14 protein-coding genes and 1 pseudogene are annotated in these 16303 nt (G+C 70.5%); 9 read left to right on the top strand and 6 right to left on the bottom strand.

Annotated elements, in window-relative coordinates; translation table 11 throughout:
- Window positions 1-195 precede the first annotated feature (195 nt).
- Both DDF67_RS18265 and DDF67_RS18260 read left to right on the top strand, forming a co-directional pair.
- Window positions 196-1269 carry a phosphotransferase family protein gene (locus tag DDF67_RS18265; RefSeq protein ID WP_109102278.1) on the top strand — a complete coding sequence of 358 codons (1074 nt, stop codon included), beginning with the start codon at window positions 196-198 and terminating at the stop codon, window positions 1267-1269.
- A 223-nt stretch (window positions 1270-1492) separates the two neighbouring features.
- Window positions 1493-2791, top strand: a complete 1299-nt coding sequence (locus DDF67_RS18260) for a metal-dependent hydrolase family protein (protein ID WP_109102277.1) — start codon at window positions 1493-1495, stop codon at window positions 2789-2791.
- A 150-nt stretch (window positions 2792-2941) separates the two neighbouring features.
- Here DDF67_RS18260 and lpxK read toward each other — a convergent pair whose 3' ends face one another.
- From lpxK to DDF67_RS18240, 4 genes are all read right to left on the bottom strand, one after another.
- Complete coding sequence (lpxK, locus tag DDF67_RS18255) at window positions 2942-3946, bottom strand: tetraacyldisaccharide 4'-kinase (protein ID WP_109102276.1); 1005 nt, start codon at window positions 3944-3946, stop codon at window positions 2942-2944.
- Window positions 3943-5223 carry a 3-deoxy-D-manno-octulosonic acid transferase gene (locus DDF67_RS18250; RefSeq protein WP_109102275.1) on the bottom strand — a complete coding sequence of 427 codons (1281 nt, stop codon included), beginning with the start codon at window positions 5221-5223 and terminating at the stop codon, window positions 3943-3945. Before DDF67_RS18250 ends, lpxK begins: the two co-directional genes overlap by 4 nt.
- The gene (locus DDF67_RS18245; RefSeq protein WP_109102274.1) at window positions 5220-6257 is read right to left on the bottom strand and encodes a cation diffusion facilitator family transporter; all 1038 of its coding nucleotides are present in this window, start codon (window positions 6255-6257) and stop codon (window positions 5220-5222) included. The genes DDF67_RS18250 and DDF67_RS18245 overlap by 4 nt, the downstream gene beginning before the upstream one ends.
- 83 nt (window positions 6258-6340) lie before the next feature.
- Window positions 6341-7267, bottom strand: a complete 927-nt coding sequence (locus tag DDF67_RS18240; protein WP_109102273.1) for a LysR family transcriptional regulator — start codon at window positions 7265-7267, stop codon at window positions 6341-6343.
- A gap of 74 nt (window positions 7268-7341) precedes the next feature.
- Here DDF67_RS18240 and DDF67_RS18235 point away from each other — a divergent pair, with 74 nt between their 5' ends.
- The 5 genes from DDF67_RS18235 (at window position 7342) to DDF67_RS18215 (ending at window position 10971) form a co-directional block, all read left to right on the top strand.
- The gene (locus DDF67_RS18235; RefSeq protein ID WP_109102272.1) at window positions 7342-8058 is read left to right on the top strand and encodes an SDR family oxidoreductase; all 717 of its coding nucleotides are present in this window, start codon (window positions 7342-7344) and stop codon (window positions 8056-8058) included.
- Window positions 8059-8154: 96 nt separating this feature from the next.
- Window positions 8155-8556 (top strand): MAPEG family protein, encoded by a 402-nt coding sequence (locus DDF67_RS18230; protein WP_109102271.1) that lies wholly within the window; start codon window positions 8155-8157, stop codon window positions 8554-8556.
- 50 nt (window positions 8557-8606) lie between these two features.
- Window positions 8607-9938 carry a TldD/PmbA family protein gene (locus tag DDF67_RS18225; protein WP_109102270.1) on the top strand — a complete coding sequence of 444 codons (1332 nt, stop codon included), beginning with the start codon at window positions 8607-8609 and terminating at the stop codon, window positions 9936-9938.
- On the top strand, window positions 9938-10717 hold the full coding sequence (locus tag DDF67_RS18220; RefSeq protein ID WP_109102269.1) for a 3'(2'),5'-bisphosphate nucleotidase CysQ: 780 nt from the start codon (window positions 9938-9940) through the stop codon (window positions 10715-10717). The genes DDF67_RS18225 and DDF67_RS18220 overlap by 1 nt, the downstream gene beginning before the upstream one ends.
- A 29-nt stretch (window positions 10718-10746) precedes the next feature.
- The gene (locus DDF67_RS18215; RefSeq protein WP_101711007.1) at window positions 10747-10971 is read left to right on the top strand and encodes a DUF4170 domain-containing protein; all 225 of its coding nucleotides are present in this window, start codon (window positions 10747-10749) and stop codon (window positions 10969-10971) included.
- Window positions 10972-11103: 132 nt separating this feature from the next.
- Here the strand turns inward: DDF67_RS18215 and DDF67_RS18210 are convergent, their stop codons facing one another.
- A complete protein-coding gene (locus tag DDF67_RS18210; RefSeq protein ID WP_109102268.1) occupies window positions 11104-11769 on the bottom strand; it encodes a fused DSP-PTPase phosphatase/NAD kinase-like protein in 666 nt (221 codons plus the stop codon).
- Window positions 11770-11957: 188 nt separating this feature from the next.
- On the opposite strand from DDF67_RS18210, the gene DDF67_RS18205 reads away from it, so the two are divergent.
- Together DDF67_RS18205 and DDF67_RS18200 are read left to right on the top strand one after the other, a co-directional pair.
- Entirely contained in the window at window positions 11958-13751 is a 1794-nt protein-coding gene (locus DDF67_RS18205; protein ID WP_109102267.1) for an ABC transporter ATP-binding protein, read from the top strand.
- The gene (locus tag DDF67_RS18200) at window positions 13748-14452 is read left to right on the top strand and encodes a lysophospholipid acyltransferase family protein (RefSeq protein ID WP_109102266.1); all 705 of its coding nucleotides are present in this window, start codon (window positions 13748-13750) and stop codon (window positions 14450-14452) included. The genes DDF67_RS18205 and DDF67_RS18200 overlap by 4 nt, the downstream gene beginning before the upstream one ends.
- 19 nt (window positions 14453-14471) lie before the next feature.
- On the opposite strand, the pseudogene DDF67_RS18195 reads toward DDF67_RS18200, so the two are convergent.
- A pseudogene (locus tag DDF67_RS18195) lies at window positions 14472-16294 on the bottom strand (M14 family metallopeptidase).
- Window positions 16295-16303 lie beyond the last annotated feature (9 nt).

The following is a 16303-nucleotide window of genomic DNA, read 5'->3' as shown; positions in this document are numbered from 1 at the left end:
GAAAAAAGCCCCCTCCGCCCGGCAAAAGAGCCTCCAGAGTGGCTCATCAGCCTCTCGGCCGCCCGTCCGCCACCTCAACCTCGACGATCCGCCGTTTTAAGCAACACGCCCATCAAGGGGGAAGGGGGTTTGGTATTGCGCACCGCGCTCCCGTCTCTAAACTCCCATTCAAACAAACGTTGGGAGTGAAGCGCCGTGGCCGAGCCGTCCGCTCAGGAGCTGAATTCGGGCACCAAGCCGGTCGATCCGCGCCATGCGATCGACGAGGCCGCCTTGGCCGCCTGGCTGGAGGCCAATGTCGAGGGCTATGCCGGCCCGCTGGAAGTGCGCCAGTTCAAGGGCGGGCAGAGCAATCCCACCTACCAGCTGGTGACGCCGGCCAAGCGCTACGTCCTGCGCCGCAAGCCGCCTGGCAAGCTGCTGCCCAGCGCCCACGCCGTCGACCGCGAGTTCAAGGTGATCTCGGGCCTGCACCAAGCAGGCTTCCCGGTCGCCCGGCCCTACGCCCTGTGCATGGACGAAGGCGTGATCGGCACGATCTTCTATGTGATGGACAACGTCGAAGGCCGCATCCTCTGGGACGGGACCCTGCCGGACTACGCGCCGCCAGAGCGGCGGGCGATCTACGAGGCCCAGATCGACACCCTGGCGGCCCTGCACAATGTCGACTACGCCGCCGTGGGCCTGGCCGACTACGGCAAGCCCGGCAACTACTTCACCCGCCAGATCGACCGCTGGACCAAGCAGTACCGCGCCAGCGAGACCACGAAGATCGACGAGATGGACCGGCTGATCGACTGGCTGCCGGCCAGTGCGCCGAGCGACGATCAGACCTCGATCGTCCATGGCGATTATCGCCTCGACAACATGATCCTGCATCCCACCGAGCCGCGCGTGATCGCAGTGCTGGACTGGGAGCTGTCGACCCTGGGCAATCCGCTGGCCGACTTCACCTATTTCCTGATGAACTGGGTGATGCCGTCCGACCAGCGCGGGGGGCTGGCCGAGATCAGCGACCTGACCACCTACGGCATCCCCACCATCGAGGAGGCCGTAGCCCGCTACTGCGCCGCCACCGGGCGGCAGGGCCTGCCGCAGCTGGACTGGTACTTCAGCTACAACCTCTTCCGCCTGGCCGGCATCTGCCAGGGCATCGTCGGCCGCGTGCGCGACGGCACGGCCGCCAGCGCCCACGCCCAGCTGATGGAGGCCCGGGTGCCGGTGCTGGCCAAGGGGGCGTGGGCGTTCGCGCAGAAGGCTGGGGCCTGACTTTTCTTCCGTAAAATCCCCGCGAAAGTGGGGACCCAGGCTTTTTCTGCAACGCGCGGGGCTCGACGATAAAACACCTGGGCCCCCGCTTTCGCGGGGGTTTTACGGTTTGAAACCGGCCGTTCTCGCGAAGAAAATGGCGTGACGGCCTGGCTTCCGCCCGCCATCCTGCCGCCGACGCCCCTGGGGAGGGGCGAGATCGTTCCAGAGGGGCTTGAACTCCATGCGTATCCGTTTCCTGGCCGCCGCCGCGCTCGGCGTCGCGGCCGCCGCCCTGTCGTTCGCCGCGGCTCAGGCAGCCGGCCCGCTGACCTTCGTCCAGGCCGGCAAGCTGCTGGCCGACCCGGCCAGCGGCAAGGTCGAGACCGCCAAGACGGTGGTGCTGCAGGACGGCAAGGTGGTGCGGATCGCCGACGGCTACGTGTCCGAGCCCGGCGGGGTGGTGGTCGACCTGAAGGACCGCTTCGTGCTGCCCGGCTTCATCGACAGCCACGTGCACCTGACCGGCCAGCAGGGTCCGACCTCGCGCCTCGACGAGGTGACACAGTCGTCGGCCGACCAGGCCATGGTCGGGGCCGGCTACGCCCGCAAGACCCTGATGGCCGGCTTCACCACCGTGGCCGACCTGGGGGCCGACAACGCCGCCATCTTCGCCCTGCGGGCCGGCATCAAGCGCGGCGACGTGGTGGGCCCGCGGATCATCGCCGCCGGCTCGGCCGTGTCGATCCACGGCGGCCACGGCGACGTCAACGGCTACAGCGAGGAGGTCATGCACGTCCTGCGGCCCGAATCGGTGTGCTCGGGTCCCGACGACTGCCGCCGCGCGGTGCGCGAGCAGGTCTGGCGCGGGGCCGACATCATCAAGATCACCGCCACGGGCGGTGTGCTCTCCAACACCGCCGCGGGCCTGTCGCAGCAGTTCTCCGACAACGAGCTGGCCGCGATCGTCGAGAGCGCCCACCGCATGGGCCGCCGCGTCACCGCCCACGCCCACGGGGTGGACGGCATCAACGCCTTCCTCAAGGCGGGCGGCGACTCCATCGAGCACGGCACCTATCTCGACAACGAGAGCATCGCCCTCTTCAAGAAGAACGGCGCCTATCTGGTGCCGACCCTGATGGCCGGCGACTACGTGGCCCGCATCGCCGCCAGCCCGGGCAACTTCTTCACGCCCGCCCAGACCGCCAAGGCCCTGGAAGCCGGCCCCAAGATGCTGGACATGGCCCGTCGCGCCAACGCCGGCGGCGTCAAGATCGCCTTCGGCACCGACAGCGGCGTCAGCGCCCACGGCGACAACGCCTACGAGTTCGTGCTGCTGAACCGCGCCGGCCTGTCGCCCCTGGACGCCATCCGGGCCGCGACGGTGAACGCCGCCGACCACCTGGGGATCTCGGCCGAGGTCGGCGCGCTGGCTCCGGGCAAGGCGGCGGACCTGGTGGCGGTGTCGGGCGACCCGCTCAGCGACGTCTCGGTGCTGCAGAAGGTGGAGACGGTGATCAAGGGCGGGGTGGTGGTGAAGTAGGCCACTGGAAGCCATCCCCCTTGATGGGGGAGGGTTGGGTGGGGGTGATCTGCTGACTTGGCGTCAGGCGCCGTCGGCAGCGGTCTATGCCGTAGCCACCCCCATCCCCGACCCTTCCCCCATCAAGGGGGAAGGGAGTTTTTTCTTGGATCAGGCCAAGCCCGCCAACACCCGCGCTAGCGCCTCTTCGTCCTCGAACCGCGCCCGCACCGGCCAGGCGGCCACGCGCTCGCGCCAGGCCGGGGGCAGGCGGATCCAGTCCTTTTCCGTCGTGATCAGGCTGGCGCCCAGGTCTCGCGCCCGTTCGGCCAGGCCCCGCAGGGTGTCCTCGCTATAGGCGCCGTGGTCGGGGAAGGGGGCGAAGTCGACGAGGTCGCAGCCGGCGGCCTGCAGGGCGCGCTCGACCTTCCAGGGCTTGCCCACCCCGGCGAAGCCGACCTGCGGCCCGCCCGGCGGCGGGGCGGCCGGCTCCAGTCGGGCGATCAGCACGGGCTTGGAGGCCAGCAGGGCCAGCAGCTGCGGATCGACCTGCGGCAGGTCGGCCGGCAGCAGAACGATCACCGCGTCGGCTCTCGCCAGGCCCACGGCCAGCGGCTCGCGCATGGGTCCTGCGGGAAACACCCGGCCGTCGCCGAACGGCCACTCGTCGTCGCGGGTCTCGCCATCGACCACCACCAGCGACAGGGTCTTGGCCAGATCCGGGTTCTGGTGGCCGTCGTCCATGACGATGACCTGGGCCCCGGCCGCGGCGGCGGCGGTCGCGCCGGCCACGCGGTCGCGCGACACCCAGATCGGGAAGTCCTGGGCCAGCATCAGCGGCTCGTCGCCGACCTCTCCGGCCTTGTGACGGGTCGGATCGACGCGCAGCGGGCCCTTCAGCGAGCCGCCATAGCCGCGCGACAGGCCATGGGCCGCCACGCCGCCGTTGTTCAGCACCAGCAGCAGCTCGCGCACGATCGGGGTCTTGCCCACGCCGCCGGCCGTGAGGTTGCCGACACAGATCACCGGCGTGCCGGGATCGGCCGGGGTCGCCCTGGCGATGCGGCGGGCCGTCGCGCTGGCCCAGATCCACGACAGCGGGGTCAGCAGGGCGCGGGTCAGCGGGGCGGGGCCGCCCTCGCGGCGGTACCACCAGCGGGGGGTCGAGAGCTTCATGCGGAAACCCCTTGCACGAGATTGGGCGGCGCGAGTTCCAGGATGCGCGACAGGCCCTCGCGGGCCGTGGCGTCGCGGGCCTCGACGAAGGCCCTGGCCCGGGCGGCCTGGGCCTTGAGCCTTTCGGGCGTCTCCAGCAGGGCCGAAAGCCGCTGGCCCAGCACCGAGGCGTCGGCATGGGCGCAGCCCTCGACGGCGGCGAGGTCGGCATAGGCCGTCAGCCAGTTCTCGACATGCGGGCCCGAGACGATCGGACAGTCCAGCCGCGCCGGCTCCAGCGGGTTGTGACCGCCGATGCCGGGAACCAGGCTACCGCAGACGACCGCCAGATCGGCCAGGCGGTACCACAGGCCCATCTCGCCAAGCGTGTCGGCGACAATCACCTCGGCCACGGCGCCCGGCGCCTCGCTGCGGCTTACGGCTTCGAGACCGCGCGCCCTGGCCATCTCCAGGATCGCTTGGCCGCGCGCGGGGTGGCGCGGCACGATGACGAGGCGCGGGGCCAGGTGGAAGCCGGCCACGGCGTCGAGCACGATCTCGTCCTCGCCCGGATGGGTGCTGGCGGCCAGCAGCAGCGGCCGGTCGGTAAGCTGGAAGCGCAGGCGGGCGTACTCGGCCTCGTCGACAGGCAGGGACGGCGAGCCGAACTTCAGGTCGGCCTCGCCGGCCACGGTTCCGCCCAGGCTTTCGAAGCGGTCGGCCGCGCGGCCGTCCTGGGCCAGGATCAGATCAAAGCCCGCGAACAGCCAGGCGGCCGCCAGCGGCCGGCCCTGCCAGCTGCGATAGCTCTTGTCCGACAGCTTGGCCGAGACCAGGGCCAGTTTCGTTCCCCGCGCCTTGGCGGCGAGCAGCAGGTTCGGCCACAGCTCGCTCTCGACGAAGACGGCCAGATCCGGCCGCCAGTGGTCGAGGAAGCGGGCCGCGCCGCTGGGCGTGTCGACCGGCAGGTACTGGTGGATGGCGCCCGGCGGCAGGCGCCTGGCCAAAAGCTCGGCGGAGGTGACCGTGCCCGAAGTGACCAGCACGGTCGCCTCCGGCCGCTCGGCCCGCAGGCGCTCGACCAGCGGCAGGATCGACAGGCTCTCTCCGACGCTGGCGCCGTGCAGCCAGACCAGAACGCCCGGCGGCCGTGGGATCGCCGGCCTGCCCAGGCGCTCGTTCAGGCGGGCCGGGTCCTCCTTGCCCCTGCCGGCGCGGCGGCGCAGCAGGCTGGGCGCGATCGGCGTCAGGGCCGTGGTCGCGGCGCGATAGAGGGCCAGGGAAAAGGGCAGGCTCACACGCTGCCTTCGGCGGCCAGGGCGCAGGGGTGGGCGTGGCCGCCGCGCTCGATCTGGATGGTCGAGTGGCCGATGTTGAAGCGCTTGGCGAGCTGGCCGCAGACGTCGTGCAGGAACTGGTCGTGGTCGGCCTCGTCGGGGCGCACCAGATGGGCGGTCATGGCCGTCTCGGTGGTGCTCATGGCCCAGATGTGCAGGTCATGCACCTCGGCGACGCCCGGCTGCTTGGCCAGCCAGTCGGCGACGGCCTTAGGGTCGATGCCGCGCGGGGCGGCGTCCAAAGCCAGGTCCAGGGAGTCGCGCAGCAGGCCCCAGGTGCCCAGCACGATGACCACGACGATGGCCAGGCTGACCACGGGGTCGAGCCACAGCCAGCCGGTGGCCCACATGGCGAGCGCCGCGACCACTACGCCGGCCGATACGGCGGCGTCGGCGGCCATGTGCAGGAAGGCGCCCCGCACGTTGAGGTCGTCCTTGCTGCCCTTCATGAACATCAGCGCCGTGGCGGTGTTGATGGCGATGCCGATGGCCGCGACGATCATCACCGGGCCGGTCTGCACCGGCTGCGGGTCGGCGAAGCGGCGCACGGCCTCCCAGGCGATGGCGCCGACGGCCACCAGCAGCAGGGCGGCGTTGGTCAGCGAGGCCAGGATCGTGCCCTTGCGCAGGCCGTAGGTGCGGCGGCCCGTCGGCGCGCGCTTGGCCAGCACGGCGGCGCCCCAGGCCAGCAGCAGGCCCAGCACGTCGGAAAGATTGTGGCCGGCGTCGGCCAGCAGGGCCAGCGAGCCGGTGAAGAAGCCGGCCGCGGCCTCGGCCGCCACGAAGGCCAGGTTCAGCGCCGTGCCGATCGCGAAGGCGCGGCCGAAGTCTGCGGGCGCGTGGCTGTGGCCATGATGGCCGTGCCCATGGCCATGACTGTGACCGTGGTGGTGATGGCCATGCGCGTGACCGCCGTGATGGTGGTCATGATCGTGGTCATGGCCATGGTCGTGATCATGATGATCGTGGTCGTGGCCCGGATGGTCGTGCGGCATGGGGTCTACATCCCACCAAGGGCGGCGAGGATCAATCTTCTAAACCCCTGCGTCTTCTGCGGAAGCGCGGCGCGCGAGACGGTTCAGACCGCCCAGGGCGGCCGGGCGGCGTAGCGGTCGACCAGGGCATCGATCGCCGCTCGCAGCCTGGCGCTGGGCCAGGGCGTGCGCGGCCAGACGAGGCTGACGGGCAGGGGGCTGTCGAACACTCCATCCAGCACCGCCTCCAGCCGGCCGGCGACCAGGTCCTCGGCCACCAGCCAGCGCGGGACCATGGCGATCCCCGCGCCGGCCAGGGCGGCCTGCGCCAGCATCTGGGCGTCGCCGATCCGCACCCGGCCATCGACCGCCAAGCTGCGCGCCGCGCCGTCTGCGTCGACATAGGGCCAGGGCGCGGGGCGGCCGTCGCGGGCCTCGGCCAGGCAGTCGTGGGCGGCGAGATCCTGCACGGTCCCGGGGCGTCCGCGCGCGTCGAGATAGGCCGGGGTCGCGCAGACCACCCGCCGCTGGACGCCCAGCGGCCGGGCGGAAAGGCCCGCGCGGTCGTCGAGCCGCCCGATCCGCACCGCCAGGTCGACGCCCCCGGCGGTCAGGTCGACGGGCGCGGCGTCGAAGCTCGCCTCCAGCCGCAGGGCCGGCCAGCGGGCGACCAGGTCCAGCAGCACGGGCATGACGAAGGTCCGGCCCAGCAACGGCGGCAGGGCCACGCGCAGCAGGCCCGAGGGCTCGCTCCGTCCCTGCCTCAGCTCGGCCTCGGCGTCCGCCAGGCCGGCCAGGGCCGCCACGCAACGGGCGTGATAGAGGCGGCCGTCCTCGGTCAGGGCGACGCTGCGGGTGGTGCGGGCCAGGAGGCGTACGCCCAGCCGCGCCTCCAGCCGGGCGACGGCCTTGCCCACCGCCGACGGCGACAGGCCCAGCATCGGGGCCGCGGCCGCGAAGCCGCGGTGCTCGGCGACGGCCACGAAGGCCCGCACGCCGCTGTAGCTGTCGAGGGAGGGGATCGAAGACATTACCGATCTGAAGTCCGCAATGATCGGAATTCAAGTCGTTTTCGTCCGCCCACGGCGCCGCCTAGCGTTGCGCCATGCGATACGATGACAAGACCCTGGTGGTGATCGGCGGCGGCTCGGGGATCGGGCTGGCGACGGCGAAGGCCTTCGTCGAGGGCGGCGGAAGCGTGGTGCTTGGCGGGCGCTCGTCAGGGCGGCTGGAGGTCGCTTGCGAAGGGCTGGGCGCCAACGCCCGGGCGGCGGCGGTCGACGTGTTCGACGCCCGGTCCGTGGCGGCCTTCTTCGACCGCATCGAGCGGCTCGACCACCTGTTCACGCCGGCCGCCAGCTACGCGATCGCGCCCTTCGACCATCCCGACGAGGCGGCCATCGCCTCGCCGTTCGACGGCAAGTTCTGGGGTCAGGTGCGCTGCGTGCGGGCCGCCGCGCCCAAGCTCGCGCCCGACGGCTCGGTGGTGCTGATGTCGGGCGCGGCCAGCGCCCGGCCGCCGAAGGGGGCTGCGCTCTACGCCGCCGCCAACGGCGCGATCGAGGCCTTCGGGCGCGGCCTGGCGGTCGACTTGGCCCCGGCGAGGGTCAACGTGATCGCGCCGGGCACGATCGACGGCGACCTCTGGGCCCGCCGCCCCGCGCCGATCCGCGACGCCGCCTTCGCCGGCCAGGCCGCCGGCTCGCTGGTCGGTCGCCCAGGGACCGAAGCCGAGATCGCCCAGGCGGTGCTGTTCCTGCTGACCAACGGCTTCACGACGGGAACCACCCTGTTCACCGACGGCGGCTACAGCCTGCGATAGCGCTTCAAAGGCCAAGCTTCCGTCACGTCACCAGTTGCCATCGGCTTACAAGCCAGGGCCTTATGCGGCCCCGCTTTCTGTACGAAGGGTCCGTCGATGGACGTTTCCGCTTCCGGCCATGCCGCCGCTCTCTGGGCCGGCCTGCATGTCTTCCTGCTGCTGGTGCTGTCTCTGCTGGTCGTGCGCGGTCGCCAGAAGCACAAGGTGGCGCTGGGCGACGGCGGCGTGCCCGAACTGGCCCAGGCCGTGCGAGCCTTCGGCAACGCCAGCGAGTACGTCCCCACCGGCTTGGGCATCCTGGCGGTGCTGGCCGTGGTCGGCGCCCCGGCCGTCGCCATCCACGGCGTGGGCCTGGTGCTGTTCGCCGGCCGCCTGGTCCACGCCGTCGGCCTGTCGCGCAGCGGCGGCGTCTCGGTGCCGCGCGCCGTGGGCATGATCTGCACCTGGCTGGCCTATGTCTTCGGCGGCGTGATCCTGCTGTTCTACGCTATTCCCTAAAACCGGAGGGCGGCGCTTGCTCCGCCTCTCCCGCCTCGCCATAAGACGCCATGGACGAAAACCTGTTGCATGACGTCGTCGCCGCCGCGCGCAAGGCCGGGGCCGACGCCGCCGAGGCCGTGTTCGCCGAGCGCCAGTCCCTTTCCGTGGGCGTGCGCCTGGGCGAGCTGGAGGAAGTCGAGCGCGAGGAGGCCAAGGACCTTGGCCTGCGCGTCTTCGTCGGCCGCCGCAGCGCCACCGTCTCCGGTTCCGACGTCAGCCCCGAGGCTCGCGCCAAGCTGGTCGAGCGCGCCGTCGCCATGGCCCGCCTGGCCCCCGAGGATCCCTATGCCGGCTTCGCGCCGAAGGACCGCCTGGCCAAGGGCCCGTTCCCCGACCTTGATCTGATCGACGCCTACGAGCCCTCAGCCGAGACCCTGGAAGGCCAGGCCCGCGCCGCCGAGGCCGCCGCCCGCGCCATCGAGGGCGTGACCAATTCCGACGGCGGTTCGTCGAGCTGGAGTTCGACCGTCTGGCGCTTGGTCACCAGCGACGGCTTCTCCGGCCAGCACGCCGCCACGGGCTTTGGCGTCTCGGCCTCGGCGATCGCCGGCGAGGGCGCGGGCATGGAGCGCGGCGGCGAGGGCCGCTCGGTGCGGCATGCGGAGGACCTGCCCTCGCCCGAGACCATCGGCGCCAAGGCCGGCCAGCAGGCTGTCGCTCGCCTGGGCGCGCGCAAGATCGGCTCGACCACCGCCCCGGTGATCTTCGAGAACCGCCTGGCCATGTCGCTGATCAGCCCGCTGATCGGGGCCATCTCCGGCCCGGCCATCGCCCGCGGCACCTCGTTCCTGAAGGACAAGCTGAACCAGAAGATCTTCGCCGCCGGCGTGCAGCTGACCGACGACCCGCACCGCGTGCGCGGCCTGGGCTCGGCTCCGTTCGACGACGAGGGCGTGACCACCGTGCGCCGCGCCCTGGTCGACGACGGCGTGCTGACCACCTGGCTGCTCAACAGCGCCAGCGCCCGCCAGCTGAACCTGGAGACCACGGGGCACGCCTCGCGCGGCTCGGCCGGGGCGCCGGGCGTCTCGACCCACAACCTGACCCTGGAGCCGGGCGAGCTGGACCTGGCCGGCCTGATGGGCCAGGCCAAGGACGGCCTCTTCATCACCTCGATGTTCGGCCCCTCGCTGAACGGCAACACAGGCGACTGGTCGGTGGGCTGCTCGGGCTTCTGGTTCGAGAACGGCCAGCTGGCCTATCCGGTCACCGAGATCACCGTCGCCGGCAACCTGATCGACATCTACGGCCGGCTGGTGGTGGGGTCGGACCTGGAGCTGCGCGGCGCCAGCAACAGCCCGTCCCTGCTGGTCGACGGCCTGGCGATCGCGGGCAAATGATGAGCGACCTCGACCTGATCCTCGACGCTGCCCGCGAGGCCGGCGCCCTGGCCCTGGCGGCCCGGGCCAAGGGCGTGAAGATCTGGTCGAAGGACGGCGGCTCGCCGGTCACCGACGCCGACCTGGCCGTCGACGCCCTCTTGAAGGAGCGGCTGCGTGCGGCCCGGCCCGACTACGGCTGGCTGTCGGAGGAGACGGTGGACGACCCGGCCCGCCTGACAACCGGCCGCCAGTTCGTGGTCGACCCGATCGACGGCACGGTCGCCTTCATGAAGGACAAGCCCTGGTTCGCCGTCTCGGTGGCGGTGGTCGAGGACGGCCGGCCGGTCGCCGGCGTCGTCCATGCCCCGGCCCTAGACGAGACCTATGCGGCGATCGCCGGCGGCGGCGCGACGATGAACGGCGCGCCTCTCGCTCCCAGCCTCTCCACCACGCTGGACGGCGCGGCCATGCTGGGCGACGCCAAGATGTTCGCCCACCCGGCCTGGCCCACGCCCTGGCCGGCCATGCGGGTCGAGGCCCGCAACTCGATCGCCTACCGCATCTGCCTGGTGGCGGCCGGCGCCTTCGACGCCGCCATCGCCCTGACCCCCAAGAGCGAGTGGGACCTGGCCGCCGCCGACCTGATCTGCGGCGAGGCCGGAGCGTTGCTTACCGATCACCTCGGCCGAAAATTCGCCTACAATCGGCCGAATCCGACGGTTCCGAGCCTGGTTTGCGCGAATAGGGCGCTTCACCCGTTGATCCTGTCACGCGTCGGGCATATCGACCTGCCATAATCAAAAACTCCGCAGGATCTTGCTCCCCCATGTCCGACAAGCAGCTTCTTCATATCGTGATCGGTGGCGAACTGAAGGATGTCGCCGGCATCGAATTCCGCGACCTGTCGAAGGTCGAATTCGTCGGCGCCTACCCGACCTACAACGACGCCCACGCCGCCTGGAAGGCCAAGGCCCAGGCCACCGTCGACAACGCCCACGCCCGCTACTTCATCATCCACGCCCACAAGCTGCTGGACCCGAGCGCGGACTAATCCTTGAAGAACCTCCCCCTGTGGGGGAGGCGGCCCGAAGGGCCGGTGGGGGGAGCGGCCGCAACCTCGGCGGATCCTCCCCCCTCCGTCGGCTTCGCCGACACCTCCCCCACGGGGGGAGGTTCCTGACGTCTATTCCCGCCGCAGCAGCTTGTCGGTCAGCACCTTGCCCAGCATGCCGGCGCGGAAGGTCTTCTTCATTTCCACCGGATCGTAGTCGTCGCTGTCGACCCACTGGGTGAAGGTCAGCCCCTTGGGCGCGCCCTTCTCCAGATACTGGTCGAAGGTGTAGTCGAGCACCCCGGTGTTGCCCTCCCTGATGTGGAGGTAGCGGCCCGACAGCTGCTTCTTGGCCTCCTCGATCGGCAGGCCCAGGCGATAGTGGGCGTAGAGCACGCTCATGATGCCCGCCCGGTCGGCCCCCGACTTGCAGTGGATCAGGGCCGGATATTCGATCGTCTCGAACAGTTCCCTGGCGCCGTGCACCCGCTGCCGGATCGGCACCTCGCGCGAGGTGATCACGAAATCGACCATCTTGATGCCCAGGCGCTCGCAGGCGTCCTTTTCCAGCGCGTAGAAGCTGCCGTCGAAGCCGCCGCGCAGGTTGACCACCGTCTTGATCCCCTGCTTCTTCCACCAGGCCAGCTGGAACGGCCAGGGCTGGTTGGTGCGCACCAGTTCGGGGCTGATCCAGTGGGCGTTGGTGAAGCCCACGCGCAGGTATGCGTGGTCGTTCCACAGGAAGTGGAGATAGGTCTTGAAGCGCCCCCAGCGCGTGGAAAGGTCGAAACCGGCCAAGTGGCGATCCTCTGAAAACGCGCCTAGATAGGGCCCACGGGGGATATTTGCAAAACCCCCGCGTCGTTTGACCCGGCAAAGCGTGGCAGCCGAAAGTGTCAGCGGTTTCGGCGCCCGCCACGCTTTAAATCCAAAAGTGCGGCGCCGGCGTCCTTGACAGTCTCCCCACGAAATCCGACCCCTCGCCCATGACCGATGCGCCCGCGACCGAGCTTTCCAACCGCGCCCTGGCCGCGCGGGTATGGCGCGACTACCTGCGGCCGCGCTGGAAGGGGTTCGTGGTGTCGGTCGTCTGCGCCGCGCTGGTGGCCGGCCTCACCGCGCTCCTGCTGTGGCTGGTCGGCCCGGCGGTGGACAAGCTGATCACCCATCCGACGCGGCAGGCCATCTGGACCATCCCGCTGGCGATCGCCTGCATCGCCGTCTTCCGCGCGGTCTTCCAGGTGCTGCAGGCCCGGATCATCAACGGCATCGGCAACGGCATCGTCGGCGACGTCCAGGTGGGGCTGTTTCGCCGGCTGGTCCGCGCCGACCTGGCGCGGCTGCGCGGCGCCCACTCGGGCTCGTACGTCGCCTCGGTGCTCTATGACGCCGGCCTGATCCGCGAGGCCTCGACCACGGGCGTCGTGAACTACGTGCGCGAGAGCCTGGTGGTCATCGGCGCCATCGGCACGATGTTCTGGTACGACCCGATCCTGACCGGCGCAGTGCTGCTGATCGCACCGGTGGTCAGCCTGATCACCCGCCGCTTCTCCAGGAAGACCACCAAGGCCGCCAAGGGCGCCATGGGCGAGACCTCGAACCTGTCGACGGCGATCATGGAGAGCCTTGACGGCATCAAGATCGTCAAGATCGAGAACCGCGAGGCCGACGAGGAGGCAAGGGTCGGCGAGGTCATCGCGCGGCGCCAGAAGCACCTGGTCAAGGGCAGCAACGCCAAGTCGATGGCCGCCCCGGCCACCGAGGCCTTCACGACCATCATCGTCGCCCTGGTGCTGCTCTACACAGGCTGGCGCGCCATGACCGGCGGCATCACCGCCGGCGACTTCACCGCCTTCCTGGCCGCGCTGATGGCCGCGGGCCAGTCGCTGCGCCAGGTGACCAACCTGCAGACGGTGATGGCCGAGGGCTTCACCGCCTCCCGCCGCCTTTTCGCGGCCCTCGACGTCAAGGCGACCATCGTCGATCCCGCCGGCGCTCCGGTCCTGCCGCCCGGCGACGGCTCGGTGAGCCTGGACCATGTGGACTTCGCCTACGGGGAAAGCGCGCCGGCCCTGTCGGACGTGTCGCTGACCGTGCGCAAGGGCGAGACCGTAGCGCTGGTGGGCCCGTCGGGGGGAGGCAAGAGCTCGATCCTGAACCTGATCCCGCGCTTCTACGACGTCGTCGGCGGCTCGGTGAGCATCGACGGCCACGACGTGCGCTCGGTGACCCTGGCGAGCCTGCGCGACCGCATCGCCCTGGTGACGCAAGAGCCGTTCCTGTTCGACGACACCATCCGCGCCAACATCGCCTACGCCAAGCCCGGCGCCAGCGACGACGAGATCCAGGCCGCCGCCCGCCAGGCCGCCGCCCACGACTTCGTCTCCGCCCTGCCCGAAGGCTATGACACCCGCGTCGGCGAGGCCGGCGCGCGCCTGTCGGGCGGCCAGCGCCAGCGCATCGCCATCGCCCGCGCCTTCCTCAAGAACGCCCCGATCCTGCTGCTCGACGAGGCCACCAGCGCGCTCGACACCGAGAGCGAGGCCCTGGTGCAGGCGGCGCTGGAGCGCCTGATGGCCGGCCGCGCCACCATCCTGATCGCCCACCGGCTGTCGACCGTGAAGCACGCCGACCGCATCTACGTCATCGACAAGGGCCGCGTCGTCGAGACCGGAACCCACGCCGGCCTCGTCCGCGCCAAGGGCCTGTATTCGCGCCTCGCCAAGGCGCAGGACCTCGACCACGCCCCCACTCCGGATTCCGAGGAGACCGCCTCTTGAGGCCTCTGCGTTCCCCCCTGGTCATCAAGATCCTGTCCTCGATCTTCGCCGGCTACTCCAAGCTGGTCTTCATGACGCTGCGCATGACGATCGAAGGCCAGGACAAGGCCGAGGCCGTCTGGGCGCAGGGACGCACCAAGGGCACGGGCGCGATCCTTTGCTTCTGGCATTCGCGCATCCCGATGTCGCCGCTCAGTTGGCCCCAGAGCCCCGCCCGGCAGGACATGCGCGCCCTGATCTCGCTGTCCAACGACGGCGAGTTCATCGCCCGCACGGTCGAGAAGCTGGGCTTCCCGTCGATCCGCGGCTCCTCGGCCAAGAAGACGGATCTCGCCAAGAACAAGCATGGCGAGCAGGCCTTCCGCGACATGGTCAAGTGGGTGAAGGACGGCGGCGGCATCGCCATCACCCCGGACGGCCCGCGCGGCCCGGCCGAACACATGGAGAAGGGCACGCCGTCCCTGGCCCGCGTCACCGGCGCGCCGGTGATCTTCGTGGGCCTGGCCGCCAAGCCCTGCATCCGCCTGGGCTCGTGGGACCGCACCCTGATCCCGCTGCCCTTCGCCAAGGCCGCCATGGTCTGGGACGGCCCCACGGGCGCGGGCCGGGGCGATGATCCCGACGCCCTGGCCGAGGACTGGGCCGACCGCCTGTCGGCGGTCACCCGCCGGGCCGAGGAGATCGTCGGCCTCGACGACTGAAGGCCGGCGCCCTGCCCCCCTACTTCTCCCGGGCGATCGGGTAGAGCAGGTGGCGCTGATCGTAGAAGGGCGTGCGCCTGTAGAACCAGGCCAGGCGCGCGTCGGGATCGGCGGCGAACTTGGGCTCGGCGGCCAGCTTGGCCTCGAACTCCGCCTTCAGCGCCGGATCGGCGGCCATCATCTTCTCGGCCAGCGGGGCGATGGCGTAGGGCTCGATATATTCGACGCGGCTCAGCACCTCGGGCACCATGCCCCAGGCGAAGACGCTTTCGCTCGACTGCGGCTCGAGCAGCAGGACCACCAGGTCGCCCAGCGGCTGGTCGGTCGACACCCGCACCGAGCCCTTGGGGAAGGTCCAGTCTCGGCTTTCCGTCGTCACCTGCTCGACGCTCATCTGGACGTGGCCCTCGTTGGCGCGCGGGGCGAGCTTGGGCTCGACGAGGCGGATCATCTCTACGGAGACGGTCCTGGACGCGTCCTGGGTCTCGACCTTCACCCCATGCAGCTTCAGCCGCTCGATGATGTCGGCGCGATAGCTGGGCACCCAGTAGGCCTTGGGGCGGGCCAGCTGGAGGGTGGGTGGGAGCTGTAGAACGGCAGCTGCCAGAGTTCGGGATCGGCCTGTCCCAGCCAGCGGATCTCGGTCGCGCCCGATGCGGGGCTGTCATAGGTCTCGTAGCGGATGCCCTTGAAGGCGCGGGTCACGCTCGGCTTGTCGTCGGCGACGAAGTTGGCCGGGATGGTCGCCGGACGCAGGGCGCTGTCGGCGGCGATCGCGGTGCGCAGGCTGTCGCCCTTCTGCGCCAGCAGCTTCAGCGCCGTCTCGATGAAGACATAGGTGCCGAGCACCCGCTGGGCGTGGGGCTTGAGGCTATGGTTCTCGATCAGGATGGTCGGCACGTGGGCGGCGCTGCCCCAGCCGTTGGAGAAGCGCTCCCCTAAGCCCCCGTCCGACAGGCCGGCCTTGGGGTTGCGCTCGTCGATGCCGAACACCAGCTCGCCGGGGATGTGGCCCTCGGCCTCCAGGCTCTGGTTCATGGCCGGCTTGAAGGCCTCGTCCAGCCACTTGGCCGTAGCCGGCGAGCGCGACCACACGCCGTCCTCGCCGTTGTAGCCGTAGGTCACGTCGTACTGGTAATCCATGCCGTCGGTCACGTGGACGTCGACGTACAGGTCGGCGCGGTACTTGGCCTGAAGCCGCTTCAGCGCCTGCATCTCGGGCTGGTCGAGCTTCATGAAGTCGCGGTTCAGGTTTTGGTTGGTGGCGGTGTTGCGCCAGCCCTGGGTGCGCGGCCCGCGCTGGTTGGGGCGCGAATAGGGGCCCGAGCGTTCGTGACCGTCGACCGACAGGATCGGGATCAGCACCAGGTTGACCTTGTCGAGCAGGGCGCCCTTGCCGTGAAACGCCATGTCGCGCAGCAGCATCATGCCGGCGTCCTTGCCGTCGATCTCGCCGGGGTGGATGCCGCACTGAACGAGCAGCAGCGGCTTCTTGGGATCGAGCTTCTCGCCGTCCTTGCTGGCGATCACCGCGAAGATCGGCCGGCCCTCGGGCGAGACGCCGAAGTCCTCGACGCGCACCAGCTTGCTGGCCTTGTCCAGCTTGTCGAACCACGCGCGGGTGTCGACGTAGTTGGGGGAAAAGTCGTGACCGGGATCGGCCTCGAAGGCGGTGACCCAGGGATCGGAGCCGTCGCGGATCAGCGCCTGGCTGGCGCCCTGCCATTGCGGGGCCGGGGGCAGGAAGGCTTCGTCCCAGGGCTTCTTGGTGGTGGGGGTCTGCGCCATCGCCGTGCTCGCCATCAGTGCGACGGCCAGGGCCGCCAGGGTTAGAGTCTTCATTTCCATTCC

This window comes from Caulobacter endophyticus (assembly GCF_003116815.1).
Lineage (GTDB): Bacteria > Pseudomonadota > Alphaproteobacteria > Caulobacterales > Caulobacteraceae > Caulobacter > Caulobacter endophyticus.
Note: the sequence above shows the minus strand (reverse complement) of the source record. Positions and strands in the feature narration are given on the sequence as shown.